This is a genomic window from Saccharolobus shibatae B12 (assembly GCF_019175345.1).
Classification (GTDB): domain Archaea; phylum Thermoproteota; class Thermoprotei_A; order Sulfolobales; family Sulfolobaceae; genus Saccharolobus; species Saccharolobus shibatae.
Map to the genome: position 1 here is coordinate 715,001 of NZ_CP077717.1, position 21,511 is coordinate 736,511.

Genomic DNA, 21,511 nt, shown 5'->3' on the forward strand with positions numbered 1-21,511 from the left:
TATTGATAGAACGTATAAATTAGATAAATTATGGATAGTATTGCAACAGTTCTTATCTTGTTTTCACCCTTCTCAGTCTTCAAAACAGCTATTGACAGTATGGTCATTGGAAATAGCATTAATATCGCAACTGCAACGCTTGAAAGCAAGAACGCCCCTGCCGAAGTGACAGGTAACGTAAACACTGTTAATCCTATGAGTCCAGCTATCATTGATATGACTATTGCCTTAATGGGAACATGCCTTTTTTCACTAACATCACCTACGAAATCCGGCATAATTCTATCCATCGCGTAAGAGAATAGTAATCTACTTCCCACGAAAGACGCTGCTGACAAGTACATGAGCAGTTGTAAAATACTAGCTAAGGCGAACAGGACACCTAATACAACATTTCCACTAGCCACACCCTCCAACAAATCTAAATATGGGGTAGGTATTGGTAAAGTTCCTTGAACTATACTTAAATACATCATTTTAGTGGTGAAGTCATATCCAAATTGGTTATACTCAAGAGCTAATGCTGCTGTAAATATGAATCCAGTTATAACTAGAGTACCTAGAATACTTATTGGCATACTTCTCTTTGGGTTCCTTACTTCACCCGCTATATACACAGTATTAATTATATAAGAGAATCCCACTACGTAGACCGGGTTTAATGAAATGATATTGTAAATGTTATAATATGCTGGCACTGGAGCATTTGATGATGTTACATTGGCATATAAGTTTGTAACGTTTGCGTAGGTTAACGCGAATTCGTTCAGCCTACTTATGGCTAAGGAGTGTGGAACTACTGCCTCTACTATGATCATTCCTATAGCAGCTATCAACGCCAGAGGAATTGCCAACCATTGAAAAACTCTATATACCTTATTTCCAAAGATTGGAATCAAGGACATAATAACTATCTCAGTAGCACCTATGGCCATTATCAAATACGGATTACTATCTATTTGCGAACCTATTGCTATTAGGGAGAGATTATGGGTGTAGTAGCCTAGGATTGTTAATAGGGGTATTAGACCAAATGTTTGTAATGTTATTCCAGTAATTCCCATGAATAAAGGCACAGTTGCTAAAAAGTATCCAGCATTTCCTACGAAACCTAATGCAGGATGTAAATTCCTACTGACATAAACATAATCAGCAGCAACTCTTGGAACCTTAGAGCCAACATACGAGAATATCATTCCTACTAGGAAAAATCCAAGTATAGGTAATATTAATCCTAATAAAGGATTTCCGCCAACTAGAGGACCAGTGGAAGCTACATAATATGTGGAAAATAGTAGCCCAAGTAAGGCAATATTAAACCACAAGGCGTCTAATATGCCAAACTCTCTTACTAAACCAGACGACTCCCTTAAGAATACTCCCTTTTTAGACTTTTCCATAGGAAATCAATAGGAATAAAATAAAATAAGAATAATAAGCTTTAATATTCAAACAGTTGTACAGTTTTTAAAAATATGCTAAATTGAATTAAGGATTCTCTTTAAAATTTCTACTGCCTTATTAAGCAATGGCTCTGGGATTGTTAATGGTGGCATAAGTCTTATCACATTATCCCATCTTCCAGCCTTATACACCAATAACCCTCTTTTTAACGCTTCCTCTATGACAATCTTTGTCCCTTCACTCCAAGGTTCCTTTCCGTTTCTAACTAACTCTATTCCTATCATGAAGCCTAATCCCCTTATATCGCCTACGTGTGGATTTTCAACTTCACTCAACTCCTCTAGAATCTTTTTACCTAACCTCTCTACCCTTGGGAGAATGTTATATTTCTCTATAAATTCTAAAGAAGCTAATCCAGCCGCCAATCCTAAGGGATTTCCCCTATAAGTACCAAGGTGAAAGCCAGTGGGTAGTTTATTCAAATCTTCCCTATAGCCTACCATTGAAACTGGTATTCCTTCACCTATTGCCTTGGAAATTGCAACTATATCCGGCTCAATATTTTCCCATTGATACGCCCACATTTTTCCAGTCCTTCCTACACCAGTTTGAACTTCGTCGACTATTAATGGGACTGAATATTTTTCCGCTAATTCCTTGAGACCCTTGAGAAAACCCTTAGGTGGAACTACATAGCCTCCTTCACCTTGAATTGGTTCAACTAATATCCCAGCCACATCACCACCTAAATATCCAGGATTTGACATTGCGTAATCTAGTAAGTGTAATATTTCATTTAAACAGTCCTTAAATGGGCATCTATAAGGATAAGGATAAGGGAACTTCACCACTCTGTCGTCAAAGAACGGATTAAACTCCTTAAATCTATTAGCACCAGTTAAACCTAAAGTGCCAGCAGTTATCCCGTGATACGAACCTTCAAAGGCAATTATAGTTTTCTTTCCAGTCACGTATCTGGCTATTTTCACTGCTGCCTCGACAGCATCAGCACCTGTTGTCGTAAACAACAGTTTAGCCTTAAATCCTAAGGTAGATAATAACTTTTTACTGAAATTAACTCTTATTTCCGTTGGTATTTCTAAGGTGTGCCATACTTTTTCCAATTGCTCTTGAACTCTCCTTCTTATAAAGGGATTGTTGTGACCTAGATTAACCACGGATATCCCGGTAACCATGTCAATGTATACATTGCCATCAACATCAGTTATGGTAGAACCTTGAGCTTTATCAATTGCTATCTTAAAGTATTTAGGGTAATTTACAGCTGAAGTCTCATACTCTTCTTGATCTTTTAATAACTTAAGTGATTTAGGACCAGGAGGGGTCACATTAATTATTGGAGCTTCCAATACACTTGCGTCAAAATTTTCTTCCATATAACTAACTTTCCTAGCACTGCTTAAAAGCTGATCATCTACTCGCCTGTATGAAATTGACCATCCTTGCCAAGGAAAAGAAAGTTGTAATAATTTCTAAAATAGTTACAGTTTATACTAGTACAATACTTATAAGTGTAATTGGGGAAATTATCAAATAGAAATTGAAGAGATCAATATAACTTTTCTCGCCATCGAGGTAGGTATTTTTGTTAAAAAAGAAAATTCGAATCCACATATGACTTTAAATACTTTAAAAATGTGATAGTAGTAAGGTTTTTAAGCACTTTATATACCACACTATTTAAAATGCCAGATAAAAACCAATCTGTTTTCATAAGACAATCCTCTGGTTTAGTAAGAGAAGTTAGTCCTTGGGCATCATTCTTTGCTACATTTGGACTGGTAACGGGTGGAATACCTATATTAATAGTATCATGGCTTTATCTCGCTCCAGGGGCAAATTGGACCTTATCTTACTTAATATCATTGTTACCCACTTTAGGAATGGCATTTCTTTTTTACATTGCGTCAATCTCAACCCCTAGATCAGGTGGAGATTACGTATTTCAAGCTAGATCATCACATTCCCTAGTTGCATTTGTCAATTATTGGGCGTTATGGATAGCCTTTGCACTATCCTTGGGATTATATAGCTATTTAGGTGCGCAATGGTTTGCTTATTTATTTAGTGGCTTAGGGCTTTTTTACAATGATCAAGCATTACTAAACTTAGGCTCATTTTTTACCACAACTCTAGGAAGTGTAATAGTAGGTATTATAATATTGATTATGGGAGCAATCGTAGCTTCTATAGGAAAATACGGTTGGAGTTTTGTATTTGTAACTGGTATTATATCGATACTCTCAACAATTATAACATTCGTGGCTTTAGTCCTAATAAGTCCTTCACAGTTCTCTAGCGCACTATCATCTTTCACTGGAGTAAATAATGCATATGACGAAGTAATATCAACCGCTACTTCAAATGGCTTAAGTTTCGTATCACCACTTTATGGAGCCTTACTAGCAATTCCAGTAGTATGGTATTATTATGTATGGTATAATTTACCAGCATCTTGGAGTGGAGAGATGAAGAAAGTAAAGTATAATTCACTACTAGGTATAGTGGTTGCAGTACTATTCATAGGAGTCTACTATATTTTATTTACCTCCCTTAATCTCCACGCCTTTGGTGAGAGATTTTTAACATCTTGGTCCTACATTTCCGCAAATTCGTTAAATAGTACAGTTTATAATGATCTAAGTACCATGGGTACTTTCACTCCCTTTTTCGCCTTATTAGTAAACCACAACGTATTCTTATACATTATAATGTGGATAGCATTTTGGCTACCCAATTTCTATAGCAATCCTCCCTTAGTTGTTTCCCTAACTAGATATCTCTTTGCATGGGCGTTTGATAGGATAATGCCAGAGAAATTGGCTGATGTAAATGAAAGATTTCACATACCATTAATCTCTACAATAATTACTGTAATTGTTGGTATAATAGGAGTATTACTTTACGCATATGTCTCATCAATATCGATCGTAGATGTAACAGTGATATTCGAAATAAGCTATGGAATTTTCGCCTTAACTACTGCGTTATCACCTTTCATAAAGAGGAACTTCTTCAACAGAGGTGTCCATATTAAAAATATAGGTGGAATCCCCATAGTATCTCTAATAGGGTTTCCAGTATTTGGATTCCTTCTCTATGCGTTATATCAAACTTGGGGAAATCCAGTGTTGCTACCAATAAACTTTCCCACAATACTTTCATTAGTAATAATATATGCAAGCGGAATTATGATTTACGTAGCATCATACATCATTAATAAGCAGAGAGGAATTCAGATGAACTTGATTTTTGAGGAAATACCACCAGAATAAGTTAACTCTTTTGTTTATTCTTTCATCTTCTTTTTAGATATTTAATTTTAAATATGAGTTAATGCCAGTCTAACACTTGTGGGACTATTCAAAAGGAATAATCCAGATTCAAATAAGATAGGGGGCCTTAAGATACTGTTTACCAGTGACCTTCACGGTTCCGAAACCGCTTTTAGAAAATTCCTTAACGCTGCTTTAATGACGAAAGCTGATACGTTAATTATAGGAGGAGACCTAGCCGGTAAATCACTAGTTCCAATAATAGATATTGGAGATGGTAAGTTTAAGGTAGAAGATAAGACTGTGGGAAAAGAGGGTTTGGATGAAATTATTAAGAAATATAAATCTTCTGGAGTTTATTACACAATAGTTGATCAAAAAGGCCTTACAGAACTAAATGAGAATCGAAAAGCATTAGATGAGGAATTTAGGAGAGTAATACTAGAGAGATTAGAAGAATGGGATAGGATAGCCCAAGAGAAATTGAAAGGAACTAATCTAAAAATCTATACTAACTTAGGCAATGACGATCCCCTATACATGTTTGATGTTATAGGCAAGAGCGAAAGAATGGTGAAATGTGAAGGAGAAATTGTCAATATAAATGGATACGAGATGATCACTTTCGGCTATGTCAATCCTACGCCATGGAACACCCCAAGGGAAATGATCGAAGATGAGATCTACTCTAACCTAAAGCAGATGATAGAGAAAGTTGAGAATCCTGCAAAGGCAATTTTCAACTTACATGCCCCGCCATATGGTACAAATTTAGATAATGCCCCCTTATTAGATAAAACGTTAAAGCCTGTGGTAAAAAACGGTGAAATAGTGATGACACATGTAGGCTCTATTTCAATAAGGAAATTGGAGGAGGAATTTCAACCCTTATTGGGTATTCATGGACATATTCACGAATCAAGGGCATTTGACAAGATAAATAAGACTATTATTATTAATCCAGGTAGTGAGTATCATTTGGGAATGTTGCATGCTACTTATATAATTTTGGAAGAAAATAAAGTGAAAACGCATCAATTTGTTATAGGGTAATTATATAACAAACAGCAAGAATATTATTTTTTTATAGAAATAGCCTTTTAACCGTGAAATTCCTTATCGGCCTCTTTTAATATGTCATCTATAGCGTTCACGCCCTCATCTACTTCCTCTTTATTTATTATTAATGGAGGAGAGATTATGAACCATGAGGGACCATTGTAAACATAAATATTTCTCTCCGTTAATAGTTTTCTAGCTAAGATATCGACGAGCGTGAATTTACCTTCAAACTTATCCTCATACCCTCCGAATGGAGTATTATTCTTATCCTTTACTAACTCAATTGCCCAGAATAACCCGACACCTCTCACGTCACCAATACTTCTATGTCTCTCCTTCAATTCTTGAAGTCTTTTACCCAAATAGTCCCCCATTATTTTCACATGGGAGAGAATGTTAAGCCTTTCATACTCCTCTATTACTGCAGGGATGGCAGACAATGAAACTGGATGAGCCTCAAAAGTATGTCCATGAGCGAAAACTTCATCTTCAAAGAACTCTCCTATCTCTTTACTTACACCGGTAATTCCTATTGGAACATAAGATGCGGAAGCGCCTTTAGCAGTAGTCAATATATCTGGCTCGATATTCCATAAGTTTACGGCAAACCATTCCCCTACTCTTCCCCAACCAGTCATAACTTCATCAGCAATAAATAAAACGTCATTCTCCTTAGCTATTTTCCTCATTAAAGGCATGTACTCTTTAGGAGGCACTATAACACCATTTGTACCAGTTATTGGCTCAACGATCATTGCTACAACGTTCTTTTCTTGTCTAATAACGTAATCCACGTAATTCGCACACGCCATTCCACAGTCAGGGTATTTCAGCTTAAGTGGACATCTAAAGCAGTATGGTTCTGGTATTCTCACAACTCCGGGCATAGTATTAGGTTCTACAAACCACCTCCTATAGTCTCCGGTAAGAGATATTGACCCCTCAGTGGATCCATGATATGATCTATACCTAGCTATGACCTTATATTTAGGCTTCCTGTAAAGCCTAGCTATTTTTATTGCTGCTTCGTTAGCCTCAGTACCGGAAGTAGAATAGAAAAACTTACTAATGTTTCTAGGCATAACCTTGAGTAAAGCTCTCGTCGCCTTAGCCCTAACATCAGCACCGAAAGAGGGATTAATATATTGTAACTTATCCAGTTGTTCTTTTATACTGCTTATAACCCTTTCATTTCCATAACCCAAATTTACGTTAACGAATTGTGAGGAAAAGTCTAAGTATTTCTTTCCCTCTACATCATAAAAGTAAACTCCTCTTGCACTTGACACAATTATGGGATCCCAGCCCTTTTGTTTACTCCACGTTTTGAAGGTATGCTCCTTAATAATCTTCTTATCTTCTTCATCTCCCATATTTTATTATATTATAAAATGCATTATAAACTTTTTACACATATAGTTAAAATTAGTACGGAACTATATATCTCTAACATCATTACCGATCTAGAAGTTTCACAACTTTTTCAAAAACTCTTAGCCCATTTAACATATCCTCATCTGAAGAAAACTCCTCCTTTGCATGACTAATACCTAAATGAGATGGAATAAATATCATCCCAACTTTAGAGATCTTAGTCATATACTGGGCATCATGTCCAGCCCAACTGTACATGAACTTATATCTCATACCCAATTCTTTGCACGCTCTTTCTATAGTGCTAATAACTTCTTCAGAGAAATTTACAGGATTAGCTGTCCACAAATGTCTATATTCAACTTCTAATCTCTCGTCATCGGCAATCCTCTTTGCAATATCAACTAACTCATTTATAGCTTGATCTATCCTATTCCTCTCAATACTCCTAACGTCAACAGTAAGTCTGACTTCCCTAGGTATGGCGTTGTATATATTTGGTTTAACGTTGAGTATACCAACTGTTGCCCTTAGATTTTCCTGTCTCTTTGCGTAATCCCTAACGCTGGTTACAAATTTGGAAGCTCCAACTAAGGCATCCCTTCTCCTATCCATTGGTGTAGGCCCAGCCTGACTGGATTGCCCCTTAAATGTTATCTCATAGACACTTAAACCAGCAATCCCTAAAGGTATTCCAATTTGATATCCTTCCTCCTCCAAAACTGGACCTTGTTCTACGTGAAGCTCTAAATAGTACTTAGGCTTCCTGTACATTAATCTATTACTCTCATCTCCCATAAAACCCGAAGTCCTTAATGCTTCCTCAAAACTCATATTATCCTTATCTCTCCTTGAGTAAACATAATTTTTATCGAAAACTCCAGTGGTTAATCCAGATCCCAGAAGTGAGGGTTGGAATCTAGCACCCTCTTCATTCGTAAAATCTATAAGTGTAATGGAATGATTGGATATGCCTCTTTCTTTAGTACTTCGTAATACTTCAAGCCCGGCTATAACACCATAAAAACCATCATATTTTCCTCCATAAGGCACAGAATCCATGTGTGATCCAATCGCAATAGTATCATCCAATTTACCCCTTAATTCTCCAATTATATTTCCTGCATCATCGACCTTTATGTCAACACCTATACTCGATAGAATTTTTATTAGTTCCTCTCTTACTTTTATATCATATTCGTTTAAAGCAAGCCTCATTACCCCGTCGATAGTCCAACCTATATCGGTTAATGAATGAAAAGTTGTTAAGAATCTTTCTGGATCCATTAAATAATATATTAACTATAGGTTAAAAATTCTTAACGATGTTATTTAGAGAGGTTTAACAAAACTTTGTTTTCCTTTAAGATAATTAATCCCTTCTTCTGTAAGGTCTCCAAATAATCGGCATACTTAGAACCCAGCGTTCTCTTTATTTCATCTATTGTGGTTTCGCCTCCTGCCTTAATAACAAACCTAATGATTTCTGTTTCTACCTCTTTTCCCTCATTTCTTATTCCCATTCTCTGCTTATATTCTTGATATGATTGTCTATCTAATTTTCTATAAATTCTTATATGCATTTGATACATAGTTATAATCCTATACGCTATATCCAAAGCTTCTTGATCACTTAGCCTTATCCTCTTTTCTCCTAGATCATCCCCAACTACTATAAAGAATGCTCCTTCATTTACCTTTCCCTCTCTAATGATAGGCGGGCTTTCCCCAATTCTTAGATAAATTTTCTTACCGTCCTTAACGTGAAATTTTCTAGCTATATCTGGCATTTATATAGATACTGATTGTGGAAGTTATAAATTAATCTAGCATATGTAATTCACACGACCTTGAGAAATATACTGTTAAAGACAGTTTCTATTATAAAATTAATAAAAATTTTTAAACCATTATAAGAAAATAATAGCGTATAATAAAAAGAGTATTTTTAGTGAAAGTACTAATAAAGAGGTTATTAGCTTAGTTAAATGGACATATCCCGCTTTCTGAGAAAATATAAATAAATCTATCAACTGGTTAAAGTGTTTGGATAAGGGGTTGATTCGATTTGATGAGTTATTAATCCACAAGAATGTGAAAATAACTTTTAAAGTTAAGTATACATTGTAAATTTAAACTATTTACTAGTATACGGTCCTTTTTAACAAACTTGTAAACGTAATAGTTTATATATATCTAATTATATTCTCTCCTTATGAAAGGAAATCTAAGATGGAAGATCGTTCTGATTGTATTTGCGTTAATTATAATAGACTACATAGATAGGGGGCTAATAAATACTGCATTACCAGTACTAAAAAGTGAATTCCACATAAGTTCTTTTGAAGCTGGAATCATAGGAAATGGTTTCACCTTTGGATACCTTATAATGAACCCTTTGGTTGGTTATTTTTTGGACAAATATGGGCCTAAGAGGGTTTTTAGCAGATTTGCAATTTTTTGGGGAGCCGTACAAGCCATTAACGTATTTGCCTTCTCGGCTTTTTACTTCATAGCAACTAGAGTATTATTGGGAATTGGTGAAGCCGTAGGCTTCCCTGGAGTTACAAAGATAGTCGCAAATTGGCTTAGAAAAGATGAAAAGGCTAGAGGTGGTACAATCTCGGACTCTGGCGTGAATCTAGGAATAGTTTTTGGTTCATTATTTATGTTAGGATTGTTTGCAATAATTCCTACTAAAGAGTTAGCTTGGAGGTTAGGATTTTTAATTAGCGGACTTTTGGCGATAATTCTCGCTATCATATTAGGTCGTCTCTTGTACGATTTACCAGAACAACATCCAAAGATTTCCAAAGAGGAATTAGATTACATCTTATCCGGGAGGGAAAACGTTAATACAAAAGCTAAGTTACCGTTATCATATTGGTTAAGAAGCAAAAATTATTGGGGATATATGCAAGGCTTAGGAGCACAGGCCGGAATATTTTTCGGTCTATTTACCTGGTTACCTTTGTATCTTTTTTATGCTCGACATCTTTCCTTAGCCTTTACATTAGAATACACCGCATTGATCTGGAGTTTCGGCTTCGTAGGAGAGCTAGTAGGGGGTTATGTGGTTGATAAATTGATTAAGAGAAATCCCAATTTAGGGTTCAAAGTAGGGTTTGCTGTTAGCTCGTTATCTGTAACCATAGGTCTTGCAGCTGCCACTCTAGTTTCTTCCCCCATAGAGGCCGTTGAAATTCTAATGGTAACTTTCTTTTTCCTAAGGTGGTCTGGTATACAATGGGCAGCACCATCCTTCTTGGTTACGCCAGAATTAGCTGGTCAATTTGGAGGCCATATTGGTTTTTGGGAAACTTTATGGGGAATAGTAATACCAATAGTGTTTGGAGCTACTGTGCAAGTTACCAAAGCATATCTTTTAGGAATGGAGATTTTGATTGGAATAGGGCTTATATACTTCATAGGAACTGTATTAGTAACTAGTTATAGGCAAATAAAGGTGAGCTAGAATTGTGGAAGGTATTTTTTCTTAATAGAGATTTCGTCAAGGAAAATGTTAGAGACGAGTCTCCTAAACCTAATGAAGTAAAGGTTTTCCCTAAATACATAGGAATATGTGGGACTGATAAGAACATCTATTTAGGTAAAAAGCCAGTTAAGGAACCAATTGTCTTAGGACATGAAATATCTGGGATAACTGAAAAAGGGGAAAAGGTAGTTATTTTTCCAAATTATTGGTGCGGTTACTGTAATAATTGTATAAGGGGATTTTATAGCAGTTGTAAAAATAAAATATCTATTGGCGTTAACGCTGATGGTGGAATGGCAGAATATATTAACGTGCCTAAAGATTTCGTATTTAGAATACCTGATGCCTTAGATTTAAAATTGGGAGCTTTAGTAGAACCTACCGCAGTTGCTCTTGCCGCATTAAATAAGATAGACAAAGAGATAGGGAAAGTTGTAATACTAGGGGGCGGTAGTACTGGAACTCTAATATCGATAGTAGCTCAAATAAACGGATTAGAAGCATTTATTATAGAGAAGGATAAAAGAAAAGAGGAAATCCTTAAAGAAAAAGGGTTTAAAGTAACTAGTGAATTTGAGTTCAATGATAGAATTGCGTTGATAGATACCATAAATAACCAAGAGAGTATAACAGTAGCTCAGACAATTCTTAAAAACTCAGTAGCTAGATCTGAGCTAATAATTACTGGGTTAGACGAGGAACAGATTAGCTTAAATAGAGATATTATAGTTAGGAATGAGGTAATAATTAAAGGTTCGATTATATATAGTAGAGATGACTTTTTAAATTCTATAAAACTAGTTACTGAAAATAGAGAAAAATTCAATAAGATAGTAGACAAGGTATGCTCAATAGATAGTATTAGTGAATGGTTCAGAAAATGCGTAATAGAACAACCTAACATAAAAGTCCTCGTAAAAATGGATTCTACTTAGTTACACTCTCTTTAGTTTTCCCACTCATAAAAGAGAATATCATAGCAACTATTATTATTATCGAAGATATAAGAAAAGCAAAATGTAAACCATTCACAAATGTTGCACTAACATCTCCATTTAACTTGGTAGTTCCTATAAATATCTCAAAGGCAACATTCCTTGGTATACTTAAAGTTGCAACTACTATGCTTAAGACATAGCTTAGAATAGTACCTATGTTACCTAACGTTCTAGATAGCCCCGAAACTGAACCATAATATTCTTTAGGTGCATGAAACATTATGGCAGTCGAATTAGAAGGCCAGAACATCGCAGAGCCTATACCAGTAATCGCACTAATTCCTATAATTAAATAATATTCAGTAGTGGGTGTTAGTAAGAAGAAGTAGAGAATCAAGGTTATGAAAATGAACATCAATCCTATACCAGCTACTATACCTGGCTTTCCTCTATCCGCAACCTTTCCCATAAATGGGGCTAAAATGCTAGCAATAACGTATCCTGGAGTTAACAATAAGGAACTATCTAAAGGGTTAAGTCCTCTAACACCTTGAAGATACATTATAAGTAAGAAACTCAAGGAAAGTCCTCCAATACCTTGGAGGAAATTAGCTAAGATTGAGTACGTTAAAAGCCTTATTTTAAATATTTTCAAATTCAATATGGGATATTTACTCCTAGTTTCATTTAACAAGAAAAACGGTATTAACGCTATACCTAAAGCTAACTCAATAATACTATCAGTGGAAGTTCCAGATGCAGCGATAAACATTAATGATAGCGATATTAATGCTAACGAAGCGCCCAAAAGGATTGCTCCAGGTATATCCAGTTTCGTATTAACCTTATTGATGTCTTTAATATTCATTACTCCTAAAAGGACTGCGACTATCCCAATTGGTACATTGATGTAAAATATGTACTGCCAGCCTAAGAAAGTAGTCAAAATTCCACCTAGAACAATACCAACTAACGCCCCTATGTTCCACCCTAAGCTAGTTATTCCATAAGCCTTACCTCTTCTATTAGGTGGAAAAACGTCAGCCACAATGGATGAACTATTAGCCACTAGCATTGACCCTCCGATGGCTTGTACAATTCTAAATATAATCAACATATCTATATTGGTTGAAATACCACATAAGGCTGAGGCTACTGTAAATATTACAAACCCCAAATTGTAGATCTTTCCTTTTCCGAATAAATCACCTATCCTACCAGCCTGTGTTGATAAAACTGAAATAACTATCATGTAAGCTAAAAGTACCCATATTGACGATAATAAATCGGTATGTAAACTTGATGTTATAGTAGGAAGTGCTAATAATACTATCGTAGTGTCTACTGCAGCCATTAGGGATCCTAGAGTTAATACAAATAAGATAGAGTTAGTATTCATTGCGCTTAAATTGATACATTAGACCTTAAAAAGTTTGCTTAATAAACGGTAAACCCGATAATTTTTAACGAACTGATCAATTATCATGCCCCCTTAACACCACCAGAATATAAACCTCTTAACATGTAGTCTTGCGCCACATATGAAACTATTATTACCGGTAATGATGCCACTAAAGCTGATGAAGCTAATAAGGCCCAATTAACTGACCCTTGACTTATGGCATTTAAAGCGAAAATTGTTGCAGTCTCACTCCCAGTTGGTGGAAAGTTCATCTGATAAGGAGTCTCACTTAGAACTAAAGGATAGAATAGAAGGTGCCAAGCAAACGTAAATGAGATTACAAATGTTGCAATTAGAAATGGCCTTGAGAGTGGCAATATTAGTCTTAATATTTTGTTCTTCATACCATCAATTTCAGCAGCTTCCTCATACACTTTTGGAAAGTCTATGTAGAAGTTAAACATGGTCCAAAAGGCAAACGATGCTGTAAATATTGCCGAGGGTAATGCTAATCCTATCCAGGTGTTTATTAAATGTAAGTCAGAAGTCATTAAATATACTGGAATAATGTATGAGGTAGATGGTAACGCATAGAGGTAAATTGATAATAATAGTAACCAGAACCAGAACTTTCTGGCACCCTCATATGCTCCCAGACTAGATAACACTATTGTAAGGATACCTACAATCAATGATACTACAACTGAAGATATAATATATGGAACAGATGACTCTAATGATGAAATTACGTATGAGAGCGTAAACTCCTTTGGGATTAAAACGGGGGGTTTTAAAAAGTCTAAGGTATTTGGTCTAGTAGCTACTAATATCATCCAATATACTGGAAAGTCTAAGAATATTATGATAATTGAAGACACGACTAACATTAACACTCTGAATACTTTGTCAGGAATTTTTACTGCTGGAAGAGAAAATCTGAAACCCTTGCTTTTCACCAGTAATGCAACGCCGATTGCCGGTATTGAGGCTATTAACGCTAAAATCGACGCGAAAAGCGCCCCACCAGAGAAGTTATCGTATTGAAACATCATGAAGTATACAATTAATGGTAACGTTGTTGTAGAAAAACCTGGACCTCCTTGAGTCATAACATAAGGTAAGTCAAAGTTACCCATGGAAAGGACAAAGGTTATCAAAAACGCTAGTAAAATTCCCTTTAATGAATACGGAAAGGCTATTTTAAAGTAATATTGAGATAACGTTAAGCCATCTATTTGGGAAGACTCTTTTATCTCCTTAGGAATACTCCTCAAGGATGCCAAAATTAAAAGGAAAGCTAAAGGAACAGAACTCCACGCACTTACTAAACTTACTGCAAATAATGCACTTTTAGAAAAGTATAATGGATCATAATTTATACCCAATAAATATGTAAACCATCCGTAACCTCCGTAAAAGCTTATAACCCATATCAAGGCTGACGCCGTAAATGGTATTGTAAATGGTAGTAATATTAGAAGAATTAGTAGCTTTTTGGGATACATGTCAACAGTGATGGCCAAAATATACCCTAATAGAGTTGATACTACTGCTGTAAATAATGAAAAGAAAAACGTATTATATATTATTGCTAGTGGAGGAGCAGTGCTAAAGGAAGACTTTATCGCGCCGGAGAAATTGACTCCAACAATAACAAAGGTTAGAATTAATGGTATTATGCCGAAAATTGCAATATATGTTAAATAAGGGATAGAGTACTTAACCATTACCAAACACCTTATAATTAATAAAATCAAATTTAACCCTGGAGCCTTCCTTGATCCTTTCCCTACTTATCGCCTTAACTTCATTATCAATAAAATCTATGTAAATTAAATAATATGAACCCCAAAATTCACAATTACTCACAACCCCTTCATACTTACCATCATTCCTTATAGTAACATCATCTGGTCTAACGCCAATTATCTTACCATCAATTTTAACAAAACTCATTGGAGGATTACCAATCAAAGATGCCACTTCTCCACTTGATGGATTATTGTAAATCTCTTCGGGAATCCCCACTTGTAATAGTTTACCCTTGTCAACTACACCAATTCTATCGGCAATTGCTAAGGCCTCATTTGAGTCATGTGTAACGTATACTGTGGTAATGTTGAACTCCTTTTGAACTTTCTTGATCAATTTCCTAGCCGAATACCTCAATTGCACATCGAGGTTAGATAAGGGTTCGTCCATCAATAATACCTTGGGTCTTCTCACTAACGCTTTAGCAATAGCGACTCTCTGCTGTTGTCCTCCAGATAGTTGAACCGGATATTTGTCCATTAAATGATATATCTCGAGTTCCTTGGCAATTTCTATAATTCTTTCCTCTTTATTTTTCTTGTCAATTCTTGAATTTTCCAATGCAATCATCAAGTTCTCAAAAACCTTTTTATTCGGATATAACGCATAATTTTGAAAAACCATTCCAATATCTCTTTTTGAGGGTGGTAAATCAGTAACGTCCATACTGTTAATAAATATTTTCCCACTACTAACTCTCTCTAAACCAGCAATTAGCCTTAACAAGGTGGTTTTACCTGAACCGGACTTCCCTAAAATTACGAAAAACTCCCCTTTCTCAACATTAAGGCTAATGTTGTCTATGACCTTAAAACTCCCAAAAAACTTTGTAACCTCCTTTAGCGTAATCACGAACTATCAATAAGATATAAAAATAAAAAGTATTAACTTTTGTTATGAAGAAAGAGCCTTGATCCATGCGTTTGCCGCTTGTTGTAATACGTACATGGCATATGTCTCATTATACTGAGATGCTGTTAAGAACTGGAACGCCTCATTGTTGAAGCTTGGAATTAACGACGGATACGTTTGTGGAACATTTGGAGGGTTCGCTGTCGCATTTAACGCTGCTAAATAAGTCTCTTGTAACCACTCCCTTTGATAGGATGGCAATGAGGAGTTGCTTATTAGTGAGAGAAAAGCTTGTTTAGAAATTGGGAACTTACCGTACTTTAAGAATGCAATCTCTTGTACTTTGGGAGATACTAAAAATTGCAAAAACTCTAAAGCTAATTGAGGATGTGATGAGTACTTACTAATGCCTAAAAAGTCAGTACCAGTTTCCGCGTATCCTCCAGGTAATGGTGCTAGTAATACATCTTTAGAATTGTTAATATAACTCAACTGGGAAGTAAATAGAAATGCACCTGCTCCTTGAGAGAAGAATTCTGGAAGATTATCATATGATATTTGAATTTGTGATGGGCTGGGCTCATAACTAACCAATTCCCTATAGGTGATTAGAGCTTGAACGCCAGAGGTAGAATTAAACGATGGTAGAGGATAGTTGAAACCTGGCAATATTTTCCCTTCAAACATTATGTTATAGTTAGGTAAACCCGCTAGATTACCCATATTTAATGAGCTATTCCTAAAGTAGTACCAGCCATATACTGCAGGGAATGCGTCAATAATCCCATGTGCGACATGGTCATCAATTAGGAAACCGTATTTTGTAATATGGTGTGACATTAGAAATTGATCAACATCTAAAACTACAGTCCAATTCTCATACGTAATAGGTGAAAAGTTCATGTGATATTCTTGCTCAAATTCTTGTGCTAAGGTCTGATTATCAAATATTGTGGCATTGTATGCCATTAAATAAACAGCAGTCTCGTACGCAATACCTATTATTTCAGTTTTATTTGTAGACGCATTATAGTACAATCCTCCGAAATCTTCTTGAGGATATATTATATCAGAGAAATTGAAAACTGATTGATTTAAAGGCAACAAATATGATGCTACATCTAGGGCGGAAGTGGAAGTGAAGCCTACAATATCATATTGGGAAGAATGAGCTTCAAGAGCTGTAAGTTCTTTCTGAATGTACTCACTAAATGGGTATTGAATAACTTCAACTTGAACGTTTGGATGCACTTGATGGAATAACTCACCAGCGTATTGGATAAAGTTCGCGGATTCTCCACTAAATGTAACTACTGTTAGTGTAACTGGTGCAGTTGTATTGGTAGCAATGGTCGGTGTAGTAGTCGTCGCAACAGAAGGATGATGACTACTTGAGGTGATGAAATACGCTGCAGCAGCTACTATAGCTATCACAATTATTATTATAATGGCTATTGCAAGAGTTGAAATAGCTTTCATGTTTATCAGATACAACTTCTACTTTAAAAAAATAACCCAGGTCAAAATCAGTCCACTGAAGGTCTAATCATCAACTCATTTACTGGTGGTTTCCTCATTACTATAATATCTTGATTTTAACTCATTATATAACTCTCTCGGAGTAGGAACCCTTCCCAGCTTGTTAATTAAATCATTAATAATTTGGTTCATAATATCCTTTACTCGCTTCCCTGCTGGACAATATTCCGGTACTTTGAAATCTGGAATTCCTTTCCCATCATATGAATTAATTACTTCCTTTTGCTCATCTTCAGTTGCGAATGGATACGAGAGACATGCGTATGGCTTAATTTTGTGAATACTGCAGAGCCATCCTTTTTGAAACTGGCAAGGTCTTCGTAATAAAAATAAGTTGTTCTCTACTTTTTCCAATTTCTTCAAATCATCTGTGTTCAACCTATTCCTTAACTCCTCGTAATCAAATCCATAAACTGGTATGGGATATCCAATTTGACAACATTTCCCTCCACACTCCTCACAGTCTTTTGAAGTATCTATAAATTTATTCATGGCGATCTGAAATATCAAAGAGTACATACCATACTTTACTACAGATGTACTCTCATATTTCTCTAGAAAGTCTAGTAATCTCTCGAAGCTTTTCAAATCACCTCTTAAACCTCTCTTCGTTATTAGATTAATCTGATCAGCGTTAATTTTCATATACGAAGAAATGGAATTTGAAAAATAAATGGTTATCCTAATATTAATATAGAAATTGGAGACTTAAAGCTAGTGAACAAAAGAAAACGTTATTAAATAAGAGGAGCTGAAGAAGAAGAGATGAGTGAAATATTAGAGCTAATAAACAAAGGGAAATACAGTGAGGCCTTAAAGAGAATTAAAGAAAAAATAGAGCAAAAGAAAGATGATCCAGAACTATATTATTTGATGGGGCTAGTATATTTTAAGGCTGGTAAGTATAAAAGGGCAATAGATAGCTTAAGTAAAGCGATTAGGCTAAAGAGGGATGAGGCAAAATACCATTGCCTGTTAGGTTATTCACTGTATGGGGAAGGATATGCCAATGGCGATGAAAAATTAATAAGAAGGGCCTTAAAGGAACTTCAACTTTCAGTAGAGATCGATAAGGATATACCTAATAAGGAGAAGGAATATCATTACTACATGGCTAATATCTTATATGAACTAGAAGATTATGAAAAAGCTTTAAAAGAGGTTAATGAGGCTTTAAAATTTGACAACTCTCCGGAAGTTCATAAGTTAAAAGGTGATATTTTATTTCAATTGAAGAAATACAACGAAGCAATTGAGGAGTATAGGACTAATTTAAACGATGATAAAAACCTCTACGCAATAGCGTATACGTATTTTACGATAGGAAAATATGACCAAGCCCTTGAGTACTATGATAGGGCAATAGGTGTAAATCCAGAAGATCCGTATCATTACGAAGGCAAAGCTAGAACATTAATCTTTATGGGAAAAATTAATGAGGCTTATGAGACCATAAAGAAAGCTATAGATATTGATCCAGATAACCCTTACATAAAACTAACAGAAGTAGAAGTCCTAGCAGAGATTGATGAGAGAAGAGCTACAAAAGCTTTAACAGAATATTTAGAGGAGACGGAGGAATATAGAGAAATTATTTGTGAAGAAAGTAAGGAGAGAAAATTTAAGGAAAAAACCAGAGAACTTATAGAGAAAGTATTAGTTAAGTTTTGCTAGCTAAATCGAAAAACGCTCTCCAGAAGGGATCCTCTAATGGATGTTCAATCTTTACTCTACTTCCGTCTTTCTTAACCAACGTTACATCTCCACTTTGGTCTACTACTTCTCCAATTATTTCAGCCTCAATTCCTTCTTTTATTAACGCTTCCCTCACTTCTTCTCCCTTATCAGTAACTATGATCATTGTACCCTCGCTTATAGATATCCACGGATCTATGTTAACCAACTTTGTTACCTCTCTAACAGCCCTATGGATGAAAAGCTTATCGTCATATATTTTCATACCCTTACCACTTGCTTTTGCAACCTCTGTCAAAGCTCCAAAGACACCTCCCTCAGTAGCATCGTGCATTAGATGAATACCACTTCTAGATGCTATTAAACCGTCTTTCCAACAGCTCATCTTCCAGTACATATTATAAGCCTCGTTAAAGATCTCCTTATCCAATCTTTGTTTAAAATACTCAGGGTAAAGGTTAGTTAGGAGACCAGTAGCCTCTATTGCTGGCCCCTTAGTCATTATTACACTATCTCCTACTTTAACCTTAGACGGCATTCCCAATTTTTCCTTCTCCCCTATTCCAAACATAGTGAATCCCCCAACCATCGGATAATCAGTACCTTCATATACTCCCGTATGACCACCAACTACCATAACTTCAATCTCCTTTAGTGCTTCATGAATACCAATCCACATCTCCTCAAATTCCTCATCTTTAATTTTGGGCGGTAAATTTAGATCTATCACAGCATATTGAGGTGGAATGCCAGAGGTCATTACATCGCTAGCTAGTATGTGTACTGCAAACCACGCTGCCTTCTTAAACCCGAATTGTGGCACTATGAAGACCGGATCAGTCTTTACTACTAAGACTCTAGCATCTTGAAGATCTATTGCTGCAGTATCGACTCCGTGCTGGGGACCAACTAGAACTTCTTTTCGTTTTTCCCCAAGGTGAGGGTAGATTACCTTATTAAATACATCCTCATTTATCTTTCCTAAGTGCATTAGATGAGAAAGGGAATACAACTTTAAAAAAGTTAAGTGAATCAAATCATTTCTACAAGTACTATTCGAATTAACACTAGAGAACGTGAATAAATATAATTCCATTAAAAAAGTATATAATGCTTCTATCATACTAACTTTACATCTAGTAACTAAGTTAACCGAAGTTAAGTTGATTATATAAGCTTTACTAAGTAAAGTAGTTTTCCGGAGGAAACCAACATGGATCCGACCCTAGCCTCAATTGGTCTATTAATATTCAGAATACTGTATGGAATTTCGCTAATACCACACGGTGTAGCTAAGGCTAATAAAAATGCTAATTCCCAGTTTAAAGGATTTATGAAGCAGTTAGGTGTACCGCCAATATTTGTAGATCTTTCAATGTTAGTTGAAATTCTAGGAGGGCTTTTAGTAATAGTTGGAGCAATATCGCTAATAGTTTCAGCAGTGTTAATTTTGTTCTTCATAGGTACTATAGTAGTAAGCCATAGGATGAAAAAACCACTAGCTACTGGAATGAATCCAGGGATAGATCTAGATATACTATTCCTAGCAGGGGCAATAGTATTACTGCTATTAGGTCCAGGAGAGTTCTCCCTATTAGCTGGTCCACAAATTTAATTTTTTATTAATCTCCTCTAATATCCTAACGTTAAAATTATTTTTATTAACTATAAACTATATTATAGAATTAATGGACCCCGTATTTAAATTGTGCTTTCTATTTAGAAACTACTAATAAAGGCAAATATTAATAAACTCAGCATCTCCATTTATCTAGATATTATCTGAATTTCTAGTACTACTTCTAACATCTCGTCATCGACGTATTTTAACACTTGAAATGATAATGAGCAAATAGCTTTATCGAGTTAATTTTTATATTTATTTAAAAAACAATTCATACGTCAACTAGTCAAGGTATCTAAAACAGCTCTAGCTCCTTCCATTACACTTTTCTCCAAATCCTCCTTTGAAATCCAAACGCCACCTTTAGCCAAATTATCACTTACAACCAGAACAGTTGCACTCTTCCATCCCTTAATCTTACTTAACATAAACAGCGTCGCGCATTCCATCTCAACAGCTATATTACCCCTACTACTCCACCTCTTTACAAATTCCTCATCTTCAGCATAGAATGCATCACTACTAAATACGTTTCCTACATAATACTTCAAACCCTTTTTAGAGAAAGACGTTAATAACTTGTTAGTTAACTCAAAATCTGGAGTAGAGGCCACGCAAGCATTGTCCCTCAAATATTGATAAAATAACCCTCCTTGGTTATAGGATGCACCAGTTACTATTATATACTCACCTAAGTTAATGTAGGGGACCAATGCACCAGTTGTGCCATATCTAATGAAAACCTTGGCTCCTAAGATTGCTAACTCTTCTAAAACTATTGCTATTGAAGGACCTCCAATTCCATGAGTTGCTATACTTACAAGATCATCATTATATTTACCGGTATAGACTAGGAATCCCCTATTTTCATTAACTAGTTTAGGGCTTTCTAACAGTGACGATAACAGTCTGACCCTACCTGGGTCTCCAGCTATCAGAACCCTTTCCGCAATTTCTCCCTTTTTAGCCAAAATGTGAACTGGATTCATAATGAAAAATAACACTTAAGGATATAAA

18 protein-coding genes (1 of these 18 only partly in view) are annotated in these 21,511 nt (G+C 35.5%); 6 read left to right on the forward strand and 12 right to left on the reverse strand.

Going from position 1 to position 21,511, the window contains the following annotated elements; translation table 11 throughout:
* Positions 1 to 1,400: the 5' portion of an amino acid permease gene (locus J5U23_RS04015; protein ID WP_218267034.1), read on the reverse strand. It extends 160 nt beyond the left edge of the window; 1,400 of the gene's 1,560 nt are visible here — the first part of the coding sequence; its start codon is at positions 1,398 to 1,400; the stop codon falls past the left edge of the window.
* A gap of 78 nt (positions 1,401 to 1,478) precedes the next feature.
* On the reverse strand, positions 1,479 to 2,801 hold the full coding sequence (locus J5U23_RS04020) for an aspartate aminotransferase family protein (protein ID WP_218267035.1): 1,323 nt from the start codon (positions 2,799 to 2,801) through the stop codon (positions 1,479 to 1,481).
* A gap of 309 nt (positions 2,802 to 3,110) precedes the next feature.
* Between J5U23_RS04020 and J5U23_RS04025 the strand changes: the two genes are divergently transcribed.
* Both J5U23_RS04025 and J5U23_RS04030 read left to right on the forward strand, forming a co-directional pair.
* A complete protein-coding gene (locus J5U23_RS04025; RefSeq protein WP_218259540.1) occupies positions 3,111 to 4,700 on the forward strand; it encodes an APC family permease in 1,590 nt (529 codons plus the stop codon).
* A gap of 78 nt (positions 4,701 to 4,778) precedes the next feature.
* Complete coding sequence (locus J5U23_RS04030) at positions 4,779 to 5,753, forward strand: metallophosphoesterase family protein (protein ID WP_218259541.1); 975 nt, start codon at positions 4,779 to 4,781, stop codon at positions 5,751 to 5,753.
* Between the two features lie 47 nt (positions 5,754 to 5,800).
* On the opposite strand, the gene J5U23_RS04035 is transcribed toward J5U23_RS04030, so the two are convergent.
* The 3 genes from J5U23_RS04035 to J5U23_RS04045 form a co-directional block, all read right to left on the reverse strand.
* On the reverse strand, positions 5,801 to 7,135 hold the full coding sequence (locus J5U23_RS04035; protein ID WP_218267036.1) for an aminotransferase family protein: 1,335 nt from the start codon (positions 7,133 to 7,135) through the stop codon (positions 5,801 to 5,803).
* A gap of 82 nt (positions 7,136 to 7,217) precedes the next feature.
* Positions 7,218 to 8,423, reverse strand: coding sequence for a Zn-dependent hydrolase (locus J5U23_RS04040; protein ID WP_218267037.1), 1,206 nt, complete (start codon positions 8,421 to 8,423; stop codon positions 7,218 to 7,220).
* A gap of 41 nt (positions 8,424 to 8,464) precedes the next feature.
* Positions 8,465 to 8,926, reverse strand: coding sequence for a hypothetical protein (locus J5U23_RS04045; protein ID WP_218267038.1), 462 nt, complete (start codon positions 8,924 to 8,926; stop codon positions 8,465 to 8,467).
* Between the two features lie 425 nt (positions 8,927 to 9,351).
* On the opposite strand from J5U23_RS04045, the gene J5U23_RS04050 reads away from it, so the two are divergent.
* Together J5U23_RS04050 and J5U23_RS04055 are read left to right on the forward strand one after the other, a co-directional pair.
* Positions 9,352 to 10,611 (forward strand): MFS transporter, encoded by a 1,260-nt coding sequence (locus J5U23_RS04050; protein WP_218267039.1) that lies wholly within the window; start codon positions 9,352 to 9,354, stop codon positions 10,609 to 10,611.
* Positions 10,612 to 10,613: 2 nt separating this feature from the next.
* The gene (locus J5U23_RS04055; protein ID WP_218267040.1) at positions 10,614 to 11,567 is read left to right on the forward strand and encodes a zinc-dependent alcohol dehydrogenase; all 954 of its coding nucleotides are present in this window, start codon (positions 10,614 to 10,616) and stop codon (positions 11,565 to 11,567) included.
* Here the strand turns inward: J5U23_RS04055 and J5U23_RS04060 are convergent.
* From J5U23_RS04060 to J5U23_RS04080, 5 genes are all read right to left on the reverse strand, one after another.
* Entirely contained in the window at positions 11,560 to 12,969 is a 1,410-nt protein-coding gene (locus tag J5U23_RS04060; RefSeq protein WP_218267041.1) for an MFS transporter, read from the reverse strand. The genes J5U23_RS04055 and J5U23_RS04060 overlap by 8 nt on opposite strands.
* 83 nt (positions 12,970 to 13,052) lie before the next feature.
* Positions 13,053 to 14,699, reverse strand: a complete 1,647-nt coding sequence (locus tag J5U23_RS04065; RefSeq protein WP_218267042.1) for an ABC transporter permease — start codon at positions 14,697 to 14,699, stop codon at positions 13,053 to 13,055.
* Positions 14,692 to 15,636, reverse strand: coding sequence for an ABC transporter ATP-binding protein (locus tag J5U23_RS04070; protein WP_218267043.1), 945 nt, complete (start codon positions 15,634 to 15,636; stop codon positions 14,692 to 14,694). Before J5U23_RS04070 ends, J5U23_RS04065 begins: the two co-directional genes overlap by 8 nt.
* 42 nt (positions 15,637 to 15,678) lie before the next feature.
* Positions 15,679 to 17,115: an ABC transporter substrate-binding protein gene (locus J5U23_RS04075; RefSeq protein WP_218267044.1), complete on the reverse strand. Its 1,437-nt coding sequence runs from the start codon at positions 17,113 to 17,115 to the stop codon at positions 15,679 to 15,681.
* Positions 17,116 to 17,190: 75 nt separating this feature from the next.
* A complete protein-coding gene (locus tag J5U23_RS04080) occupies positions 17,191 to 17,820 on the reverse strand; it encodes a YkgJ family cysteine cluster protein (protein ID WP_218267045.1) in 630 nt (209 codons plus the stop codon).
* A 120-nt stretch (positions 17,821 to 17,940) separates the two neighbouring features.
* Between J5U23_RS04080 and J5U23_RS04085 the strand changes: the two genes are divergently transcribed.
* Positions 17,941 to 18,849 (forward strand): tetratricopeptide repeat protein, encoded by a 909-nt coding sequence (locus J5U23_RS04085; protein WP_218267046.1) that lies wholly within the window; start codon positions 17,941 to 17,943, stop codon positions 18,847 to 18,849.
* Here the strand turns inward: J5U23_RS04085 and J5U23_RS04090 are convergent.
* Positions 18,836 to 20,041: an AIR synthase family protein gene (locus tag J5U23_RS04090; protein ID WP_218267493.1), complete on the reverse strand. Its 1,206-nt coding sequence runs from the start codon at positions 20,039 to 20,041 to the stop codon at positions 18,836 to 18,838. The genes J5U23_RS04085 and J5U23_RS04090 overlap by 14 nt on opposite strands.
* A 42-nt stretch (positions 20,042 to 20,083) precedes the next feature.
* Here J5U23_RS04090 and J5U23_RS04095 point away from each other — a divergent pair, with 42 nt between their 5' ends.
* Complete coding sequence (locus J5U23_RS04095) at positions 20,084 to 20,485, forward strand: DoxX family protein (protein ID WP_218259553.1); 402 nt, start codon at positions 20,084 to 20,086, stop codon at positions 20,483 to 20,485.
* A 287-nt stretch (positions 20,486 to 20,772) separates the two neighbouring features.
* Here J5U23_RS04095 and J5U23_RS04100 read toward each other — a convergent pair whose 3' ends face one another.
* A complete protein-coding gene (locus J5U23_RS04100; RefSeq protein WP_218267494.1) occupies positions 20,773 to 21,483 on the reverse strand; it encodes a purine-nucleoside phosphorylase in 711 nt (236 codons plus the stop codon).
* Positions 21,484 to 21,511 lie beyond the last annotated feature (28 nt).

Bases quoted from the DNA above. Each gene is read 5' to 3' on its own strand.
- J5U23_RS04020 (WP_218267035.1), bottom strand. From the start codon at position 2,801: ATGGAAGAAAATTTTGACGCAAGTGTATTGGAAGCTCCAATAATTAAT.
- J5U23_RS04025 (WP_218259540.1), top strand. From the start codon at position 3,111: ATGCCAGATAAAAACCAATCTGTTTTCATAAGACAATCCTCTGGTTTA.
- J5U23_RS04035 (WP_218267036.1), bottom strand. From the start codon at position 7,135: ATGGGAGATGAAGAAGATAAGAAGATTATTAAGGAGCATACCTTCAAA.
- J5U23_RS04040 (WP_218267037.1), bottom strand. From the start codon at position 8,423: ATGGATCCAGAAAGATTCTTAACAACTTTTCATTCATTAACCGATATA.
- J5U23_RS04045 (WP_218267038.1), bottom strand. From the start codon at position 8,926: ATGCCAGATATAGCTAGAAAATTTCACGTTAAGGACGGTAAGAAAATT.
- J5U23_RS04050 (WP_218267039.1), top strand. From the start codon at position 9,352: ATGAAAGGAAATCTAAGATGGAAGATCGTTCTGATTGTATTTGCGTTA.
- J5U23_RS04060 (WP_218267041.1), bottom strand. From the start codon at position 12,969: ATGAATACTAACTCTATCTTATTTGTATTAACTCTAGGATCCCTAATG.
- J5U23_RS04065 (WP_218267042.1), bottom strand. From the start codon at position 14,699: ATGGTTAAGTACTCTATCCCTTATTTAACATATATTGCAATTTTCGGC.
- J5U23_RS04075 (WP_218267044.1), bottom strand. From the start codon at position 17,115: ATGAAAGCTATTTCAACTCTTGCAATAGCCATTATAATAATAATTGTG.
- J5U23_RS04080 (WP_218267045.1), bottom strand. From the start codon at position 17,820: ATGAAAATTAACGCTGATCAGATTAATCTAATAACGAAGAGAGGTTTA.
- J5U23_RS04085 (WP_218267046.1), top strand. From the start codon at position 17,941: ATGAGTGAAATATTAGAGCTAATAAACAAAGGGAAATACAGTGAGGCC.
- J5U23_RS04095 (WP_218259553.1), top strand. From the start codon at position 20,084: ATGGATCCGACCCTAGCCTCAATTGGTCTATTAATATTCAGAATACTG.
- J5U23_RS04100 (WP_218267494.1), bottom strand. From the start codon at position 21,483: ATGAATCCAGTTCACATTTTGGCTAAAAAGGGAGAAATTGCGGAAAGG.